Here is an 18,074-nt window from a genome sequence, read left to right as displayed (position 1 = left end):
TTAGACTTTGATGAAACACTGGCCCACAAAAGAAAATGGCAATCGGGCATTGGTTATTCCGTATCCGAGTATGCGACAAGATCGTATTAAAGCGGCCAAGGGATCTTAGTCCCGACGGTATCCCAGTAATCCCCACGCCATCCGGATGAAGTAATAGCATATCCAGTTCAGCGAACGTTTAATTCGTGACCGGCCTCTCCAGGAATGCTGTAACACCGGACAAGAGACTTCCAATGTCCGTTGCAGACTGCCCCGTAATCCCGCTGCAAATATCCGATCTAAGATAATGACATTGGCCTCACGTGCCAGCAATAAACTGAACGGATCAATATTGGAAGAACCAACAGTAGACCAGGAGCCGTCAATAACTGCCACTTTGGCATGCAGATACCCTTGCCGGTACTCGTAGATACGGATACCGGCATCCAGCAGGTGGCCATACAGGGCATGCATGGCGTAATATTGCAAGCGATATTCCGATTTCCCCTGTAGCAGAAGGATAACCGAGACACCACGCTGCGCGGCCTTGATCAGAGCCTGCCGAAAATTCTTCCCGGGAAGAAAATAGGCATTGGCAATAATGATTTCCTTGCGAGCAACCGCTATTGCCCTGAGATAGCAATGCTCAATACTACGCCGGTTACGCAGATTATCCCGGATAACCAACGATGCACGCTGATGGCCTGCCGGCAGATTATTGCTGACAACAGACAAATAATTTGTCCAGCGCTTTTTGAAATAAACCCATGCAACCAACATCCACAGATGCCTTGCTGTAGCATGAATTTTTTCCAGTAGCGGACCGATAATTTGAACAGCATAATCGAATCGTGGAAATAACGCATCAGATTCGTAGCAATCATCGACAATATTAATTCCTCCCACAAATGCCAAACTGGCATCCATAACCGCCAGTTTGCGATGCATACGACGCAAGCGGGAGCGTTTGAGCCGGAATGAAAAAAACTCCGGCCGATATATCAGTACTCGCACACCTGCTGCAAGCATCTCCCGAATTACTTTCCCGGGCAGGCTGAGCGAGCCAAATCCATCAATCAACAGATGGACAGCTACCCCGCGTTGTGCTGCCCGTTTAAGCGCTTCAGCAATTCGGATACCGGTTGTATCGTACTGAAAAATATAAGTTTCGAGATAAATTTCCTGCCTGGTCGAATCAATGGCCGATTCCAGCACCGGGAAATATTCCGTGCCGGAATGCAGTAGTGTTATACAGTTTCCTTCGACAAAATCAGGCAAACTCATTTACGCATAATCTGGGCCGACAACGCAGCATGGTCTGAAATTCTGGACCAGGGGCGATTATGAAAAATCCGGGCATTTTTTACCTGAAAACCACGGATATAAATTCTATCCAGACGCAGCAACGGCAAAACAGATGGAAAACTGCGCGCCGCCTTACCCTGCGTATACTGAAAAACCTCAACCAGATTCAAGCGACTGGCCAAAGCCTGATTTGCCACACCACGCCAGTCATTAAAATCTCCCGCGAGTACGAGCGGTGCATCAGGCGGTACCAGTTGCCGGATGCGGCGCTCTATGGCCTCCAGCTGCCGATACCTTCCACGCTTAAACAGCCCCAGATGCACACAGATGCAGTGCAACGCGTCTTTCCATCCGGGAATGGCCAGCTCGCAATGTAACAATCCGCGACTTTCAAATCGGTGTGCCGAAATATCTTCATTCTCCCAGCTTGATATGGGAAAGCGGCTGAGAATGGCATTGCCGTGATGGCCATGGTTATAAACCGCATTCTTTCCATAGGCAAAATCCGACCACACTGCATCCGCCAAAAATTCATACTGAGCATCTTTCGGCCAATCCTGAAAGCGGCTGGCATGCAGCGTATGCTCCCCGATCACCTCTTGCAAAAAAATGATATCGACATTCAGGCTACGCAAATAGTCACGCAATTCATGCAATACCACACGCTGATTAAAAAACGACAGCCCCTTGTGAATGTTATAAGTTGCGATATGTAATGTCCGATTAGATTCACGCATTGCTTCGTTTCCTGGCAGAGAAGCAATCCTGTCAGTATCCGCAGACAAAACCGGCAATTTCACCATCGATACTATTTCGAGACCTCAAGCATCTTTTCGAGCGTCAGCCTGGCCAGACTGGCCTGTGGTTCCGGCACGCTAATCTGATTAACCACACGACCCTCAGCCAGATTTTCAAGTGACCAGGCCAAGTGCTGTGGATCGATCCTCGCCATAGTCGAACACATACATACCATCGGCGACATGAACTGAATAATTTTGCCTTCGGACTTGAACTCCTCGGCAATGCGACCAACCAGATTCAATTCCGTCCCGACCAGCCAGCGAGTACCAGCTTTCGCTGCCCGGATGGTATTGATGATGTACTCGGTCGATCCAACAAAATCAGATGCCTTACACACCTCAAAGCTGCATTCCGGATGTGAAATAACCAACCCATCCGGATATTGGTTGCGAAAGCGAAGGATATGCTGCGGCTGAAACATTTGGTGAACGGAACAATGCCCTTTCCATAAAAGGATTTTGGCTTTTTCAATCTGTTCTGGTGTCAATCCGCCCATGGGTTCATCAAAATCCCATACTGGCATTTCATCCGACGATAGCCCCATCTTGTATCCGCTCCAACGACCTAGGTGCTGATCAGGGAAAAACAGTACTTTTTCACGTCGGTCAAATGCCCATTGCAGAATCTTTACAGCGTTACTGGAAGTACAAACGATACCACCATGTTGCCCACAAAAGGCCTTTAGATCAGCACTGGAATTGATATAAGTTACTGGTGTCACCCCCTCATCCGGGTCGAGCACTTCTGTCAGTTCACGCCAAGCACGTTCTACCTTGGTGAGATTAGCCATATCTGCCATAGAGCAACCTGCGGAAAGATCAGGCAGGATGACGGTTTGTTCAGGGCTGGAAAGAATATCCGCTACCTCTGCCATGAAGTGCACCCCGCAAAACACCAGAAAATCAGCATCTGTCTGCGCGGCGAGATAAGAAAGCTTAAGTGAGTCTCCGGTCAGATCGGCATGCCGGTAAACATCTGCACGCTGATAGTGATGTGCCAATATAATAGCGCGCTTTCCCAGCTTCTGTTTAGCTGCAACGATCCGTTGCGTACATACTTCATCTTGCAGTAATTCGTAATTCTCAAAATCGATTGCGTTTGCTTGCATAATCAATCCAGCTTTATTTATCGTGAAATATGACCATAATCACATTAAGATACTTATTCAAGCAAAAAGTGCAAATTAAAAAGCTGTTCTGCAGATTCTGCAATACCCGCCGAAAACAAAGATACTTGGCTCTGAATGCGACAACTATTGTGAAAAAGGGACTCTGCTATAATTCCTAAAAACAGCGCATTAACAGTGTGTTGTCTGTTTTTAACTATACTGTTTGATCGGGAATGACCGGAGAAACAATCCATATTCATCATAAAGTCTATGCGTAATATGTCTTAACATGACACGTTCATTATTTTCAAGACCGTCCATATGGTTGGTTATTTTGCTTCTGCTTACTCTCTGGCTGGACAGCGTCCTGCAGCGCCCGCGCCTGCAGCAGGGCAACGATTTGCAGCAAAAGATAGACTACATCATTGAAAATCTTAACGGGATACAGGTCAACCATGAATTTGAACGAAATCGTTTTTTCTCGGCTGACAAACTGATCCACTACTCAACAGAAGACATAACGCAGCTGGAGCACGTACGCTTTACCAGCATAGAACCGGATAAACCACTGCTCAGAGTGACTTCTGATTGGGCTGAGCTGACTAAAGATGGAGATGATATTTTCCTGACCGAAAATGTTTCTATTATCAGGGGAGAAGATCTGGACAAAGACAAGGTAACCATGCTGACTGATTTTTTACACCTTATTCCGGATACTGATATCGCCAAAACCGATCGACCAGTTACCGTGATCAGAATGAACAGTGTTCTCAACGCCGTAGGGTTGTTCATGAACAATCGGACCGGTGAGATTTTGATGCAGTCCCGGGTCAAAGCACATGACGAACGTACACCACGCTCATCCCGCTAGAGGATGCCGCACCAACACGGATTCTGATTCTTCTGGTTTTCTTATTTTACTTTTTGTATCTATCGGTTTATGCAATCTCAATGTTTGTTCCTAAGCTTGTCTCTCATGTTTTTCTCAGCCACTGCCCTGGCTGAACGCGCAGATCGCGATAAGCCAATTCATCTGGAAGCCGATCGCGCAACTGTCGAAGATTACAAGCAAAAAGGGGAGTTTCGTACCAGCATATTTACCGGGAATGTCATATTGACCCAGGGAACGCTTATTCTTCGTGCAGATAAAGTCGTGATGAAGGAGGACAGCACGGGTTACCGGCACGCTACAGCTTATGGCAATCTGGTCAGCTATCGTCAAAAGCGTGATGGCGTTGATGAGTACGTTGAAGCATGGAGCCGACGCGCAGAATATGACAACAAAACCGACAAAATAGAATTGTTTGGAAGCGCGCGACTGAAACGCGGCACCGATGAAGTAGAAGGGGATTATATCTCCTACGATATAGCAAGCGACTTTTTTCAGGTATTTGGCCAGCCTCAAGCGGAAAATGATAAAAATTCTGATCACAGGGTACGTGCCGTGATTCAGCCAAAAGCGAAACAACCTGACGCAGAAACAGAAAAATAAAACTATCAAAAAATATATTTACCACTGTATATCGCCACTCCGGGTCATCTTATGAGTGAATTAAGAGCTGAAAATCTGAAAAAAAAATATCAGTCACGCACCGTCGTGATGGATGTATCTTTCTCTGTTCGCAGCGGCGAAGTTGTTGGTCTGCTTGGCCCTAATGGTGCAGGCAAAACCACCTGTTTCTACATGGTGGTTGGACTGGTTCCATTGAACGGAGGGGAAATATTTCTGGATGAACACAATCTGAGCCAGCTGCCGATTCATCAGCGCGCCCGGTTGGGGTTAAGCTATCTTCCCCAGGAGGCATCAGTTTTCCGTCGGCTTTCGGTCGAAGAAAACATTCTTGCAGTACTAGAATTACAACACTTTCAGAAAGATGAAATGCAGCGGCATCTGGACGGATTGCTACATGACCTGCATATCGGTCATCTGCGTGAGAGCCTAGGCATGAGTCTATCGGGTGGTGAACGCAGGCGTGTAGAAATTGCACGGGCACTGGCATCCCAGCCGCGCTTCATCCTGCTGGACGAACCCTTCGCTGGAGTAGATCCAATTGCCGTTATGGATATCCAGAGAGTCATCGGTTTTCTCAAATCACGCGGAATCGGTGTACTTATCACGGATCATAATGTGCGAGAAACACTGGGGATTTGTGACCGTGCCTATATCATCAGCGAAGGAACCGTGCTTGCCAGTGGAGTCCCTGCTGAAATCATCAATGACGGACGTGTCCGGGAAGTTTATCTGGGGGAGCATTTCAGGCTCTGAAAAATATGAAGCCGACTCTGCAACTCAAGCTTTCTACCGGCCTTACACTGACACCGCAACTGAAACAATCAATTCAGCTGCTTCAACTATCTGCACTTGAACTCAACCAGGAAATCTCACGTATTGTCCAAGAAAACCCTTTGCTTGAGCTGGATGAAGATATCGATCAAGAAAAACTTGAAACTGAAGGACAAGATTCTTCGTTAGTATCATCAGATTTATCTACTACAGCAGAAGCTAATGAATCCCATGATATTAGAGAAAACACTGAAATATCGAACGACTGGCTAGATGACTCATTGTATTCAGATCAGGGGGCTTTTTTAGACACACGTAGACAAGATGATGAGGAGTATGATCAGGACTATTCTCGCCTGGTTAGCAAACCCGCCAGCTTGCGTGAACACCTGCTCATGCAAATCAGCTTGAGGCAACGTTGCGAACGAAAAAAGAAAATTACCGCGCTGCTGGTGGATAGTCTGGACGATAATGGTTATTTTACTCAGGATCTGGAAGAGCTTGCCAAGTTACTTCCGGTTGAGCTGGAAATCGACATCACGGACCTGAAGTCAGCCCTTGCTTATATTCAGCAACTGGATCCGCCCGGCGTAGGAGCACGCAATCTGCGGGAGTGTCTGTCTATACAGCTTTCAGCATTGCCGGATGCAACGCCACTACGAACGGAAGCACTCAAACTGGTCAATGAGCACCTGGAAAGTGTCGCTGCCAAAAATTTCCCATTGCTCAGGAAAGTTCTTGGCTGTGATGAAACCTGTTTACAGTCAGTTTACCAGTTGATCACTCAACTCAATCCCAAGCCTGGCGATGATTTCAACGCAACAACAGCACGTTATGTCATTCCTGATGTGATTGTGACCAAATCGGCTAAAGGCTGGGTGGCACAGCTCAATTCCGATTCAGTTCCGCGTGTGCGCGTTAACCATTTATATGCCGACATTCTGAAGCAGAATCGTAATGAAGCAATCCGACCACTGATGGAGCAACTGAAAGAGGCCCGCTGGCTGATCAGAAATATCGACCAGCGCATGGTTACCATACTCCGGGCCAGTCAGGCGATTATTGATTGCCAGCAAGCATTCCTGGAGCATGGCGAAACAGCTGTGCGCCCCCTTGTTATGCGTGAAATTGCCGAAGTTCTTGGATTACATGAGTCAACCATTTCTCGTATCACAACCCAGAAGTATATGCGGACACCGCACGGTATCTTTGAGCTCAAATATTTCTTTGGAAGCCATATTCCCGCTGAAACGGGTGAAGCACATTCAGCCATAGCTATTCGTGGACTTATTAAGCAATTGATCCAGAATGAGGATCGAAAAAAGCCACTTAATGATAGTCAAGTTTCACAAATACTCGCGCAGCAGGGTATTGTTGTTGCTCGCCGTACTGTTGCAAAATATCGGGAGTTCATGCATATTCCCCCGACTAATTTACGTAAAATACCCTAGGAAAATTCTGAAAAAATCAGCTGATTACCATGAAGCAAATCAAGGTGAAAAAGTACAGTTCACAAATAGCATATGTGTACTCGAAACCTGATTTCAGGTCGGTATAGCCAGACAGATACTTTCAGAGTTTTCCATGATACCCTTGAACACGACTCTCTCACATAAGGAGAAATAATGAATTTGAATCTCACCGGTAATCACGTGGCAATCACACCTGCCATGCGTGACTACGTTACGTCCAAAATCGAGAGGAGCACACGCCACTTTGACAATATCATGGCTATCAATGTGACCCTTTCCGTGGATAAACTCAAACAAAAGGCTGAAGCCACGGTTCACTTACCCGGTAGAGAGATTTTTGTCGAGGCCGATAGCACCGATATGTATGCTTCAATTGATAGTCTGGCAGATAAGCTGGCTCGCCAGATCCTTAAGCATAAGGAAAAAAATATTAGACAGCGCAACGATCAGGGTGGGCTGAAAGATCAGGAATTTGAACAGCCCGAATAAACCCGTCCACTTCTCCTCATATATTTGTAAAGAACTGCAGCAGCAATGCCAGAAAAAACTCGAAAAATGGGACCGTACCTAATCAACAGCCAACTATAGCCATGTTGCCCGCGCAGCGGAAAAGATGACCTACGGAACATCAGCAAGTTGGGCACATATATAGTGAGTGATATAAAAAAACAGTCCCGTTTTCAATAAGAAGAAAACACCGCCTAATTTCCTAAAGTGGTTTGAATCTCCATGAATCTCATTACTCAATTATTGCCGGAATCCAACATTATTATTGATCTGGATGTGACCAGCAAGAAACGTGTATTTGAGCAAGTTGGTCTGTTATTTGAAAATACCCTGCATATTGCGCGCAGCCAGGTTTTTGACAGCTTGTTCGCACGTGAGAAACTCGGATCAACCGGGCTTGGTCAGGGAGTCGCCATCCCGCATGGCCGGATCAAGGGACTGCGCGAAGCAGCTGCAGCGCTGGTCAGAATGAAGGAAGCTATACCTTTCGACGCTCCAGACGGCCAACCTGTCAGTATTATCTGCATCTTGCTGGTGCCGGAAAAAGCAACAGATCAGCACTTGATGATACTGAGCGAACTAGCACAAATGTTTAGTAATAAAAGCTTCCGCGAAAAACTGCGCCATGGCCGGAGTGCTAAAGAAATTCATCAACTCATCTCCGAGTGGACGCCTGAACATGTCTCAGGTTAGCGTCAAACAACTATTTGAAGAAAACAAGGAAAAATTATGTCTGCAATGGGGTGAACCGCCGCCTGCCATAGACAGGCGGCTTGAGAATCACCTGATCGCCAGCTCAACACAGGAACTGATCGGTCATCTCAACTTTGTTCATCCCAACTGGATACAGGTTCTGAACCAGATATCCGTCAAATATCTTGAACAGCTTGATGATTTTTCTCTTCAAAAAAGGCTAAATCAACTAGCTAGAAGTCAACTTTCCTGTCTGATCGTAGCAGACGGTGCGCCAATCCCGTATTCCATCAGACAGTTCGTGAATGAACACTCTATCCCGCTGATTCGTTCAGAAATTGCCAGCCTTGAGATTATCTGGGGATTGCAAACCTATCTTGTGAGAGTACTGGCGCCCGTTATCAGTCGGCATGGTGTATTACTGGATGTACTTGGAATGGGTGTCATGATCACCGGAGAGAGTGGCGTTGGTAAAAGTGAACTCGCTCTGGAGCTTATCAGCCGCGGACACGGCCTGGTTGCAGATGATGTCGTCGAATTACGCCGTATTGGCCCTGAAACGCTGGAAGGCAGGTGTCCGCCGCTGTTGCGAGATTTTCTTGAAGTACGCGGACTGGGATTGCTGAATATTCGTACCATATTCGGAGAAACTGCAATTCGGCGACACAAAAATATGAAGCTGATCGTGCAGCTTGAAAAAACTGCTGGCAGTAGTATTAATGCTTATGAACGACTGCCACTGAGTAACCTCAACGAAATTATTCTGAATGTCAGTATCCGCAAGGTGACTATTCCAGTTGCCGCCGGCCGTAATCTGGCAGTATTGGTAGAAGCAGCAGTCCGGAATTATATTTTGCAACTCCGGGGAATTGACAGTACCCAGGAATTTGTCCGCCGACATGAATCAGAAATGAATGGGAATACCGCAGAGCACTTCGACGATCCTCATACTGAATGAAGTGTAAAGTAAAAATCTGCCATATAACTACCTTGCTTCTATATGAAAACTCTGGAAAAAGAACAGGCTATGACAAAGCAAATCCAGATAAAATATACGATTCACAAGCAGTAATTGTGTACTTCAAGCCTGATTCCGGCACAACATAACCGAGCAGCCGTTCTTCAAAATCTTCCCGGAAAAATATGAGCGAAAAGAAAACAATTACGATTGCCTTGACTGGCGCATCCGGTATGCCATACGGTATTCGCCTGCTGGAAATACTTCTGCAGCAAGGTCATCGAGTTTATTTGCTTTACTCTCAAGCTGCTCAAATTGTGGCGCAACAAGAAATGGCCCTGACACTATCTCCTCGTCCCAAAGAAACAGAAGCTTTCCTGAATAGCTATTTCAATATTGAGCCAGGCCTGCTCAGAATTTTTGGTCGGGAAGAATGGTTTGCACCAGTTGCTTCCGGCTCCAACCCGGCTGATGCCATGGTGATCTGCCCCTGTACTATGGGTACTCTATCCGCTGTGGCAGCCGGTTTAGGACAAAAACTAATAGAACGTGCGGCAGATGTCATGCTGAAGGAACAGCGCAAACTCATTCTGGTTGCCAGGGAAACACCCTTCTCTGTTATCCATCTAGAAAACATGCTGAAACTCGCTCGCAGCGGCGCAGTGATACTTCCCGCCAATCCCGGCTTTTACCATTTACCCGAGAACATTCAGGATATCGTTGATTTTATCGTTGCACGTATACTCGACCAGCTTGGTGTAACACATACCCTGATGCCCCGCTGGGGGAGTGGTAACTAAGTAAGCTGAAAGATCTTCTCCGAAGAATTCACTACCAGAAACAAAAACCAGCTAATCCCGGACAAAGCTGTTTCGGGCTGCACAATCGGAAACTGTCAGCGGCATAAGGCCAGCATCTGTTCTGCACAAAATAGATTGTTCAGTCACAATATAATCCATCGGAATATCGTGTTGCTGCGGATGAATCGTTGGCAGGCGCAGCATCTCAAATACCACACCAATAGCGAGCGGACGCGGATTCATCGTTGCGAGTGTGCGATCGAAATAACCGCTGCCATAACCAAGACGATAACCTTGTTCATCAAAACCAAGCAGTGGAATGATAATACTGTCAACAGTGATTTCCCGGGTATTGTCGGGGAATGATATTCCGTAAATATCCTTTTTCATTGGCGCTCCCGGCCACCATTCGATGAACCTGAGTGGCTCTCCTTTACCGATTACCTCTGGCAAGGCAAGAGTGGCGCCACGCGCTCTCAAATCTGTCATGGCTGGCACTGGGTCATATTCACCCTGATGCGGCCAATAAAAACCAATCCGCTGATTCTCAAGGATAGGAAAGCCTTGTGTCAGTGCAGCGGTAATTGCATCACTCCAGAGAACGCGCTGTGCTGCTGGGATCTGCAGGCGTAATTCGCGCAGATGAGTACGCTGCTGCTGTTTCCAGTGCTGGGAAGTTACGTTACTCATGAACACAAGATTGGAGTAAGGGTTGGGTCATTAACAACAATTTTCTGACAGGAGCGGGGATTGCCCGTTGCAAAGCTTCCTCAATTGTCATCCAAAGAAAGTCATTTTCCTCGCTATTTTCTTCACATTCGGGCAGATACATTATTGATTGCAGGAGTTGCGGCTGAATAATCAATTTAAAATGTGTGAACGTATGTTGCAAATGAGGAAGCACAGCAAATTTTAACACCTGTAGATGTAAATTCTTTTTACAGTAATCAACACTGTCCTCATCAATAGAAGTTTCCGGGAAACACCACAATCCACCCCAAATACCGGAAGCTGGTCGCTTCTTTAGCAAAATACGGCCTTGATTCAGGAGGATTAAATGTACAATTTCTTTGACAGGAGGCGTTTTCCTGGGCTTGGGAGCAGGCAAAACGGCCGTCAGATCATTCTGATATGCGTAGCAATCAGCCTGTAACGGACAATGTTCGCAACGTGGTTGGGTACGCACACAGACCAGCGCTCCAAGATCCATTAGTGCCTGGGTATAGGATGCTATAGTTTTATGATCTTCTTCAACAGGCAACAGACCTTCCGCCAATTGCCACAGTTGTTCTTCAATCATTCTTTCACCTGGGTGCCCGTTAACACCGAAGTAACGGATCAAAATACGCTTGACGTTTCCGTCAAGAATCGTGCAACGCTTACCAAATGCAAAAGCAGCAATGGCCGCTGCGGTAGAACGGCCTATCCCTGGCAATCGTTGAAGTGTAGCGATATCCTGCGGAAAAGCGCCACCATACTGCTCCATTATCATACGTGCTGTCCGGTGCAAATTGCGTCCGCGTGAGTAATAACCCAAACCGCTCCATAGCGTGAGCACTTCTTCAACCGGCGCGCTGGCAAGTGGTGCAATATTTGGAAAAACAGTCATAAAACGCTCGTAATATGGAATAACCGTGCTGACCTGTGTTTGTTGCAGCATTATCTCGGATATCCATATAGCATAAGGATCACTGATTCCCTGCCATGGCAGGGAATGTCGCCCGTATACAAGCTGCCAGCGGATCAACCTGCCAGCGAAAAAATCTGATTCAACAGCTGAAGTCCGAGGCCGTCTGGTTGCCTGTTGAATCATAAATTTAACGGTACATCATAATTATATTTTCTGGTTATCATTTTTCTCCATGTATTTTCCCAACAGAAGAGCCTGCAGGATAATGAAGACAAACATAAGCCCCATGAAGCCAAACAATTTGAAATTTACCCAGGTATCGGTCGAATAGTTGTAGGCAACATAAAGATTAAGAGCCCCCATCGCACCAAAAAAAACTGACCAGCTGATATTGAGCCTCACCCATACCGGTTCAGGCAACTTGATCTGATCCTTCATCATAGCTCGGATCAGATTTTTCCCAAAAAAACTGTGTGCCAAAAAAAGAATGACAGCAAACAACCAATAAAGCACGGTAGGTTTCCATTTAATAAAAGTCTCATCCTGCAGGATGAGCGTTGCACCACCAAAAACGATAATGATTGCAAGACTCACCCATAACATATTGTCAACCTTACGGTGGCGCAGCCACACCCAGCCAATTTGAGCAAAAGTAGCGACGATGGCAACCGCTGTCGCGCTGTAGATACCGTAAATTTTGTAGGTGGCGAAAAACAGGATTATCGGAAAAAGATCAAAAAGAAATTTCATTCAAAATACCCCTAACGTTGCCAATATAATCATAGTTATGCTGTTCGTTATATCAGTGACATGTTTACCTTAACGCAACATCATCAAAAATAGATATTATCTGACTGAAGTCTGGCTAATCATAGATAATGCATCCAGGTTCCCAAGATCTAACAGCTGATCAGCAAGATCAAGTATTGCAGGGCGCGCCGAAAGAATCAGAACTGTGCGATTACTAAGTAATACGCACAGCGCGCGCATCAAGAAAGGATTATCAGTATCGAAACAGGCAATACTTTCATCCAGAATAATAATACCGGGATCCTTTAATAGCGCTCGGGCAATAAGAATACGCTGGCGCTGGTCATCGGAAAGCACATCGTTACATCTCTTGAGCTTCGTTTGCAGACCATGTGGCAGCTTACAGATAAATTCCATTGCCTGACTAGCATGTGCTGCTGTAGTAATCGCTATCTCCTTACTGCAACGTAAACTGCCGTAGGCAATATTTGCTGCAATTGTGTCAGTTAAAAGATCTTCATCTGGAGTAATCCAGGCGATATTGCCACATAATTCAGCATGGCTTATCCGACTAATATCTTTATCATCCAGCAAAATTCTGCCGGTTGATGGCTGCTCGAAACCACAAACAAGATCGGCAAATAGTTTGTTAATACGAACATCATGATTTATTAATGCAATTTTCTTTCCAGGAGCGATTTCAAGGTTAAAGTAGGGTAACCAAGATTTTTCCTGATAATCCTTATAACTAACACTCTCAAGCCGCAGCTTACCCTTGGCACGTTCAACCCGGACAGCAAGAGTATTTTCAACAACCATTTCAGAATTCTGATCCAACAATGAAAAAATAACGTGCAATGCTTCATTACATTGCTGCAGTAACAAATTGATATGAGACAATCGCTTCAACGGAAAAACAAGCATCAGCCCTGCCGTAAAAAATGCAACAGCGTCCTCTACAGTCAATTGGCTCAGAACAAGTTGTTGCAAAAAATAATAAAGAATCCCTGTAAGTATCCCTGCCAGGAAAATAGAGGCCAATAATTCCAGTAGTCCTGTCTGATAGATCTGCCTCAGTAAAGTAAGTTGTAATTGCCTGAACATATTTCGGATACGCTCAACCTCTTGTTTATAACCTTTATCCAAGAAGATAACTCTGCTATGTCGCAGTGTTTTGGATATCACTCTGGAAACTTCATGTTGTTCTTGATCCAGCATACTTCGCTGATAAGTATTCGCATAAAATATTTGCCTGATTAAAAGCGCTGCAGCCAGCACTGTTAGTATCAAAAAGGATATATCCGGATTCAGCCAGATCATTATTGAAAATAATCCGACTACAATCAGGGAATCTCTGTATAAACAGATTCCAAGTGAGATAGCATTGCGATATAGCTTTTCTATAGATTTGAAGAAGTATAAGGAAATTGTGTTAGCAGGAAGATCGGAACAAGCTGGCGGCAATATCAGTAATTTCTTGAATATTTCCACACGTATATCCAGTATGAGCCCGTCAAGCAAGCGATGAATCACATAATATCCTGACCAACTGGCGATAACGATTACTAACAAGAGTACCACCAATATCAAAGGAAGTGATTGCAGTAACTGCCGGTTACCTCCGGGTAATATTTGAGTAAATAATTGCCCTGCTATTAATGGGATTAATGAAGCTGAGATAGCAGCCAATCCACCAACAACAATAATTATTATAAAGGATGTCCAGTGGGATCCATTCCAGGTTAAAAAGCGCTTCAACAGTTCAATCTGAATCACTAGCCGCTTATCTGGCATTGCAAGGGGGTAAGATGAGGGAATCAGTGTAACAAGTAAAACTACATCAAATCACGAGGATACTGATAGTAACCTAACGATACAAAACATCAGAAGATATTTAGAAAACACCAATTATTTAATACAGTTTATTACTATAAATAAAAATTCGCTCAACTAATAATTGAATCAAGTAAGACACTACAGATGGAAATCAGGCGATGCTCACAGAAAAACTTTGGCTTTCTGATTAACCTTAAAGACTAACTGCCCGAAATATCAACCAAGCTGTCATTTTATGATACAGGTTGCTTCAAATTGTCGAATAATTCAATAAGATCTACTAGAAAACATGCGTGTGTTATCGCAGGTTTGCAGAGATGAGATTCAATAAAAACTGAATAAAGCTCATGTGAGTAACGATTATCAAAGATAATTCGAGCTGAAAATACAGAAAAAGCAGGATAATTTAAATTATCCTGCTTTTTCTTACTTTTTTAATTCTAAGTTAGAACTCAGCAGTACGAATGATAATATTCTTAATCTTCTTCGGTATTGCTTTCACTTTCTTCGGAAGAAGATTCGTGTTCATGCTCATGCTCATGCTCAGTGGCATTTTCATCCTCAGCATCTCCATGATGGTGTTCATGTGCCTCTTCTTCTTTAGTGTCGGCAGACGCTCCTTGAACTAACGATGTAAATCGAGCAGTATATGTTTTATTATCCTCTGGTACTGCGAAAACAGATATTACTGTTTCGGGAGTAATTTTAAAATCGCCTGTTCCTTTCATGAAATTTGCAAATATAGGCGTCAGTTTTATTGAAACCTTGTTTCCATCTTTATCAAAAATATTTGCTTTTGCTGATCCGCCCTTAGAAAGTATTTGATCACGATTGTTTTGATCAGTAATATACAAACGTAATTCACCATCCTTAGCCAGCAACTCAAAGTGATACGGACCTGTTGCAAGCAATTGCCCGCCATGCGCTCCTTTTACTACTTTTGAATCCTCACCTGGATGTGAATGTGCCCACGCTGAACCAGTCAACAAAACAATCAAACCAGAAAAAACAACACCGACTAGAAAATTTTTCATACCACCCCCTCTCACAGTTAAAAATTGCTCTACAAGCTCTACAATTTTATTATTAAACCTACTTAAATAGGCCAACTAAAACTCTTCTTTCTGAAGTTTCTCTTGATAGAATTAATGTGCATGATTATGCAGCTGTGGCAATATCTCCTTTTCCTGATTAAGTTGCTGAAGTTGATCAGTAAGTAACACCAGGTTATCCCAGCCAAATTGATCCATCGAGGGTATCCATCGTGCACGCAAAAAGCCAAACCGATCAACAAGAAATTCCATGTGATCAGGTATATTACCTTTTCCTAGAATATCAGGATATTTAAGGGTTCGCCTATATAAAATGTAACTATCTTTTATTTCAAGCCATCCATCCCTTACCACTTCAATAGAGTTATTGGCAGCAAAGTCAGCTATTGCTGTTTCACTGTATTCATCTAAAGGAATGGCGAGTATAACAGTATTTAAGTTTCTAAATTTTTCGTAATTTTCGCTCAACTCTTTCAATCTTTCTAAAGAACTGGGCCAGCTAAAAAATGCTAGCAAAACATTTTTATTTTGTCGATATTCTTTAAGAGTACCAGTAGTGTCAGTATAGGTTGTAAACTGGAAATCAGGTGGTGTCGTTGAGAGTTTATACGAAGCAGCAATGGGACCCAGCCACCTTAGCTGATAGCCACTCGACATTGCTCGAATATAATTAACAATATCCCATCGATCCTCTTCCTCTAGCTTTTCAGAAAAACCAGGCATGCCTGCTTCTTTAATACCATGACTTATCCAATGAAAAAAATCGCCAGCAAGATGTCTCGATGTATATAAATCAGTGAGTAAATCTGTAGGCATCTTCGGTAGGGTTTTAGCAAGAATGCCATTACCTATCCCTTGCGGCCCATGACAAGTGGAGCAAAATTCAGAAAAATGAGCTGTTCCATTCGAAATTGAAATTGCATCAAATGGAATTGGTGTATTTCGATATGTTTCAGGAAACGCATCAACAGCAAATTGGGGTAACGTAACAGCTGCGCAACCTAACATTAGCGCCATTGTCACCATATTATGTTTTCTGGGACTCCTGTTTTTTTTTATCCCCAGCAAGAATGAACCAATCGCTGTAACAAATAAAATGACTCCCAATACCAGAAAAAACTGAACACTTGGATCTTTCCATGTCCCCGCTCCCAAAGTTCCCTCTATTGTGAAGCGGAATGAATAAGGCCAATTTTCAACTATTGCATGTTTAGCGGGCACAGAGTTGGAGAGGATTGTTGCAAACAATACAAGCAACAATGCGAATAAAAATTCAATCCGAACCCATTTCCTTAATTTTTCCACACCAATATTGGCAGCATCCCCATCATAATCATAGTTTTCTGCCTGAACAGCTTTATGCATTACTTTTGAAAATAGGAAATTCTTCCGTTCACTTTCCTTTTTAAGCTCGGAGAAATTAATCGAATCACAAACTCGTTCAAATGAAGGAAGCCACTTTGATCGTGCCTGGAAAGCTATCAATAAAATAACCACCAATAAAGAAATTTTGATGATCAATGCCCAGCCATAAGTGCTCGCAACCAGTGCATGATAATAATTCTCAACCATCCGATCTGTCAGAACCAGGCCTGTTAATATAATTACAGTCATAACGGGCAAAGCAATGAAAGAAAACTTCTTAAGGCTTTCTACATTCAAAACCAGTTGAGTACCCTTTTCCTCACAATTACGTCGATCAAAAATAATAAACAAAAATGCCGGCAGCGCACCAAACCACACTCCAGCCATCAAAATATGCATGACATAAACAGGAGCATAAAACAAGAAATTCTCGTCTGAACCAGCATGACTTACCATAGCAGAAGCTATCAAAGGCAGAGATGCCAAGCCTGCAACCATGACGTAATGCCATCTGGCCCGCTCACGTTTTAGCGAGACAAATGTAGCAGCACCCAGCAAAAGCAAAGCTGATACCGCACGTACTGCCCACATGTGCCCCATATTGGTATGTTGGACAATTTTTATCCATGCATCAGGCTTCCATACGTTTGATTCAATCCCTGTTGCTTTTCCCGTAGTAGTTGCCAAAATCCCTACGAGACCAATTAAAATTATACAAGCCAACAATGGAAATAATTTTTCTAAACGTAGGATCCAGTTATTACTAAATAACTCCTTCCTTGCGCCCGCTACCGCGAGATAAGTACAACTGCCAAGCAATACCAGATTAGCAACAAGCTGTGACCAACGAGCGAGTATCGCAACAACTTCCATTACTTTTACTTAATTTTATTTTTCTTAACCGTAAATTTATATTCTGAATCCAGTACGTGCCCATCTACCGACAACACCCGAAACTTAACTGTATACCGACCTTCTGCTAATTCCGGCAGCTCCAGGTAGATAGATTTTGAATCGTCTGGATGTGCAATAGGTTTTTTTTCCGTTAAAACTTTATTATCTGCATCAAGCAAGGAAAGCGAAGCATAATCTGCCTCAATTTCCTCATTGAACCATAACCTAATTTGTTGCGGAGAATCGGCAAGAACAGCTCTGCGCGCAGGCTCAGCTTTAACTAGTTCAGCATGTGCAAACACAGCAGTAGGATGCGCCACCAGAATTACCAATCCAAATCCTAGAATTGCAATATTCATCTTTACCGTAGTAGCTAGCTTTATCATAATAAATTTAAAATAATTATTCTTGATCATATCACCATCCTATTGATAATTAAGACAAATAAAAGAATCAGGATTACTATTCGCCAAATAAAAATTTATTTTAGTATTCCTGTACGAATGATCCGACTATGTATTTTTTTCTTTTTGACTTTTTGAAGAGAAGAAGAAGTATCCACCGCCTATGACAATGATCAACAAGGGCCAGAAATACATATTCATCTTAAATTTGCCTCCTGTGCCCACAGCGAAAGGGA

Annotated in this window: 17 protein-coding genes and 1 pseudogene; 8 read left to right on the top strand and 10 right to left on the bottom strand. The window is 43.9% G+C overall.

Going from position 1 to position 18,074, the window contains the following annotated elements:
• Positions 1-105: 105 nt before the first annotated feature.
• The 3 genes from clsB to nadA form a co-directional block, all read right to left on the bottom strand.
• The gene (gene clsB, locus C8R14_RS09225; RefSeq protein ID WP_011635290.1) at positions 106-1,263 is read right to left on the bottom strand and encodes a cardiolipin synthase ClsB; all 1,158 of its coding nucleotides are present in this window, start codon (positions 1,261-1,263) and stop codon (positions 106-108) included.
• Complete coding sequence (locus tag C8R14_RS09220; protein ID WP_011635291.1) at positions 1,260-2,021, bottom strand: endonuclease/exonuclease/phosphatase family protein; 762 nt, start codon at positions 2,019-2,021, stop codon at positions 1,260-1,262. The genes clsB and C8R14_RS09220 overlap by 4 nt, the downstream gene beginning before the upstream one ends.
• A 71-nt stretch (positions 2,022-2,092) precedes the next feature.
• Positions 2,093-3,193 carry a quinolinate synthase NadA gene (gene nadA, locus C8R14_RS09215; RefSeq protein ID WP_011635292.1) on the bottom strand — a complete coding sequence of 367 codons (1,101 nt, stop codon included), beginning with the start codon at positions 3,191-3,193 and terminating at the stop codon, positions 2,093-2,095.
• Between the two features lie 289 nt (positions 3,194-3,482).
• On the opposite strand from nadA, the gene lptC reads away from it, so the two are divergent.
• The 8 genes and pseudogenes from lptC to C8R14_RS09175 form a co-directional block, all read left to right on the top strand.
• Positions 3,483-4,064, top strand: coding sequence for an LPS export ABC transporter periplasmic protein LptC (gene lptC / locus C8R14_RS09210; protein ID WP_011635293.1), 582 nt, complete (start codon positions 3,483-3,485; stop codon positions 4,062-4,064).
• Between the two features lie 105 nt (positions 4,065-4,169).
• Positions 4,170-4,685: a lipopolysaccharide transport periplasmic protein LptA gene (gene lptA, locus C8R14_RS09205; RefSeq protein WP_240142186.1), complete on the top strand. Its 516-nt coding sequence runs from the start codon at positions 4,170-4,172 to the stop codon at positions 4,683-4,685.
• A 51-nt stretch (positions 4,686-4,736) separates the two neighbouring features.
• Entirely contained in the window at positions 4,737-5,459 is a 723-nt protein-coding gene (lptB, locus tag C8R14_RS09200; RefSeq protein WP_011635295.1) for an LPS export ABC transporter ATP-binding protein, read from the top strand.
• A gap of 5 nt (positions 5,460-5,464) precedes the next feature.
• Positions 5,465-6,928, top strand: coding sequence for an RNA polymerase factor sigma-54 (locus C8R14_RS09195; protein WP_011635296.1), 1,464 nt, complete (start codon positions 5,465-5,467; stop codon positions 6,926-6,928).
• Positions 6,929-7,102: 174 nt separating this feature from the next.
• Complete coding sequence (gene hpf / locus C8R14_RS09190) at positions 7,103-7,438, top strand: ribosome hibernation-promoting factor, HPF/YfiA family (protein ID WP_011635297.1); 336 nt, start codon at positions 7,103-7,105, stop codon at positions 7,436-7,438.
• 240 nt (positions 7,439-7,678) lie between these two features.
• Positions 7,679-8,149: a PTS IIA-like nitrogen regulatory protein PtsN gene (gene ptsN, locus C8R14_RS09185; protein ID WP_011635298.1), complete on the top strand. Its 471-nt coding sequence runs from the start codon at positions 7,679-7,681 to the stop codon at positions 8,147-8,149.
• Positions 8,136-9,107, top strand: a complete 972-nt coding sequence (gene hprK / locus C8R14_RS09180; protein WP_011635299.1) for an HPr(Ser) kinase/phosphatase — start codon at positions 8,136-8,138, stop codon at positions 9,105-9,107. The genes ptsN and hprK overlap by 14 nt, the downstream gene beginning before the upstream one ends.
• Before the next feature lie 170 nt (positions 9,108-9,277).
• Positions 9,278-9,907, top strand: a pseudogene (locus C8R14_RS09175) (flavin prenyltransferase UbiX); the annotation flags it as partial.
• A 51-nt stretch (positions 9,908-9,958) separates the two neighbouring features.
• On the opposite strand, the gene C8R14_RS09170 reads toward C8R14_RS09175, so the two are convergent.
• From C8R14_RS09170 to C8R14_RS09140, 7 genes are all read right to left on the bottom strand, one after another.
• A complete protein-coding gene (locus C8R14_RS09170; protein ID WP_011635301.1) occupies positions 9,959-10,597 on the bottom strand; it encodes a 5-formyltetrahydrofolate cyclo-ligase in 639 nt (212 codons plus the stop codon).
• Entirely contained in the window at positions 10,590-11,720 is a 1,131-nt protein-coding gene (mutY, locus tag C8R14_RS09165) for an A/G-specific adenine glycosylase (RefSeq protein ID WP_011635302.1), read from the bottom strand. Before mutY ends, C8R14_RS09170 begins: the two co-directional genes overlap by 8 nt.
• Before the next feature lie 21 nt (positions 11,721-11,741).
• The gene (locus C8R14_RS09160; RefSeq protein ID WP_011635303.1) at positions 11,742-12,287 is read right to left on the bottom strand and encodes a septation protein A; all 546 of its coding nucleotides are present in this window, start codon (positions 12,285-12,287) and stop codon (positions 11,742-11,744) included.
• A 96-nt stretch (positions 12,288-12,383) separates the two neighbouring features.
• Complete coding sequence (locus C8R14_RS09155; protein ID WP_011635304.1) at positions 12,384-14,081, bottom strand: ATP-binding cassette domain-containing protein; 1,698 nt, start codon at positions 14,079-14,081, stop codon at positions 12,384-12,386.
• Positions 14,082-14,599: 518 nt separating this feature from the next.
• Entirely contained in the window at positions 14,600-15,232 is a 633-nt protein-coding gene (locus C8R14_RS09150) for a hypothetical protein (RefSeq protein ID WP_240142185.1), read from the bottom strand.
• Between the two features lie 36 nt (positions 15,233-15,268).
• Positions 15,269-17,413: a CopD family protein gene (locus C8R14_RS09145; protein WP_011635306.1), complete on the bottom strand. Its 2,145-nt coding sequence runs from the start codon at positions 17,411-17,413 to the stop codon at positions 15,269-15,271.
• Between the two features lie 5 nt (positions 17,414-17,418).
• Entirely contained in the window at positions 17,419-17,850 is a 432-nt protein-coding gene (locus C8R14_RS09140; protein ID WP_011635307.1) for a copper resistance CopC family protein, read from the bottom strand.
• Positions 17,851-18,074: the final 224 nt, after the last annotated feature.

Source organism: Nitrosomonas eutropha (assembly GCF_003201195.1).
GTDB lineage: Bacteria > Pseudomonadota > Gammaproteobacteria > Burkholderiales > Nitrosomonadaceae > Nitrosomonas > Nitrosomonas eutropha.
Note: the sequence above shows the minus strand (reverse complement) of the source record. Positions and strands in the feature narration are given on the sequence as shown.

Bases quoted from the DNA above. Each gene is read 5' to 3' on its own strand.
- nadA (WP_011635292.1), bottom strand. From the start codon at position 3,193: ATGCAAGCAAACGCAATCGATTTTGAGAATTACGAATTACTGCAAGAT.
- C8R14_RS09220 (WP_011635291.1), bottom strand. From the start codon at position 2,021: ATGCGTGAATCTAATCGGACATTACATATCGCAACTTATAACATTCAC.
- hpf (WP_011635297.1), top strand. From the start codon at position 7,103: ATGAATTTGAATCTCACCGGTAATCACGTGGCAATCACACCTGCCATG.
- lptC (WP_011635293.1), top strand. From the start codon at position 3,483: ATGACACGTTCATTATTTTCAAGACCGTCCATATGGTTGGTTATTTTG.
- mutY (WP_011635302.1), bottom strand. From the start codon at position 11,720: ATGATTCAACAGGCAACCAGACGGCCTCGGACTTCAGCTGTTGAATCA.
- C8R14_RS09160 (WP_011635303.1), bottom strand. From the start codon at position 12,287: ATGAAATTTCTTTTTGATCTTTTTCCGATAATCCTGTTTTTCGCCACC.
- C8R14_RS09140 (WP_011635307.1), bottom strand. From the start codon at position 17,850: ATGATCAAGAATAATTATTTTAAATTTATTATGATAAAGCTAGCTACT.
- C8R14_RS09170 (WP_011635301.1), bottom strand. From the start codon at position 10,597: ATGAGTAACGTAACTTCCCAGCACTGGAAACAGCAGCAGCGTACTCAT.
- lptB (WP_011635295.1), top strand. From the start codon at position 4,737: ATGAGTGAATTAAGAGCTGAAAATCTGAAAAAAAAATATCAGTCACGC.
- hprK (WP_011635299.1), top strand. From the start codon at position 8,136: ATGTCTCAGGTTAGCGTCAAACAACTATTTGAAGAAAACAAGGAAAAA.
- lptA (WP_240142186.1), top strand. From the start codon at position 4,170: ATGTTTTTCTCAGCCACTGCCCTGGCTGAACGCGCAGATCGCGATAAG.
- clsB (WP_011635290.1), bottom strand. From the start codon at position 1,263: ATGAGTTTGCCTGATTTTGTCGAAGGAAACTGTATAACACTACTGCAT.
- C8R14_RS09195 (WP_011635296.1), top strand. From the start codon at position 5,465: ATGAAGCCGACTCTGCAACTCAAGCTTTCTACCGGCCTTACACTGACA.
- ptsN (WP_011635298.1), top strand. From the start codon at position 7,679: ATGAATCTCATTACTCAATTATTGCCGGAATCCAACATTATTATTGAT.
- C8R14_RS09155 (WP_011635304.1), bottom strand. From the start codon at position 14,081: ATGCCAGATAAGCGGCTAGTGATTCAGATTGAACTGTTGAAGCGCTTT.
- C8R14_RS09145 (WP_011635306.1), bottom strand. From the start codon at position 17,413: ATGGAAGTTGTTGCGATACTCGCTCGTTGGTCACAGCTTGTTGCTAAT.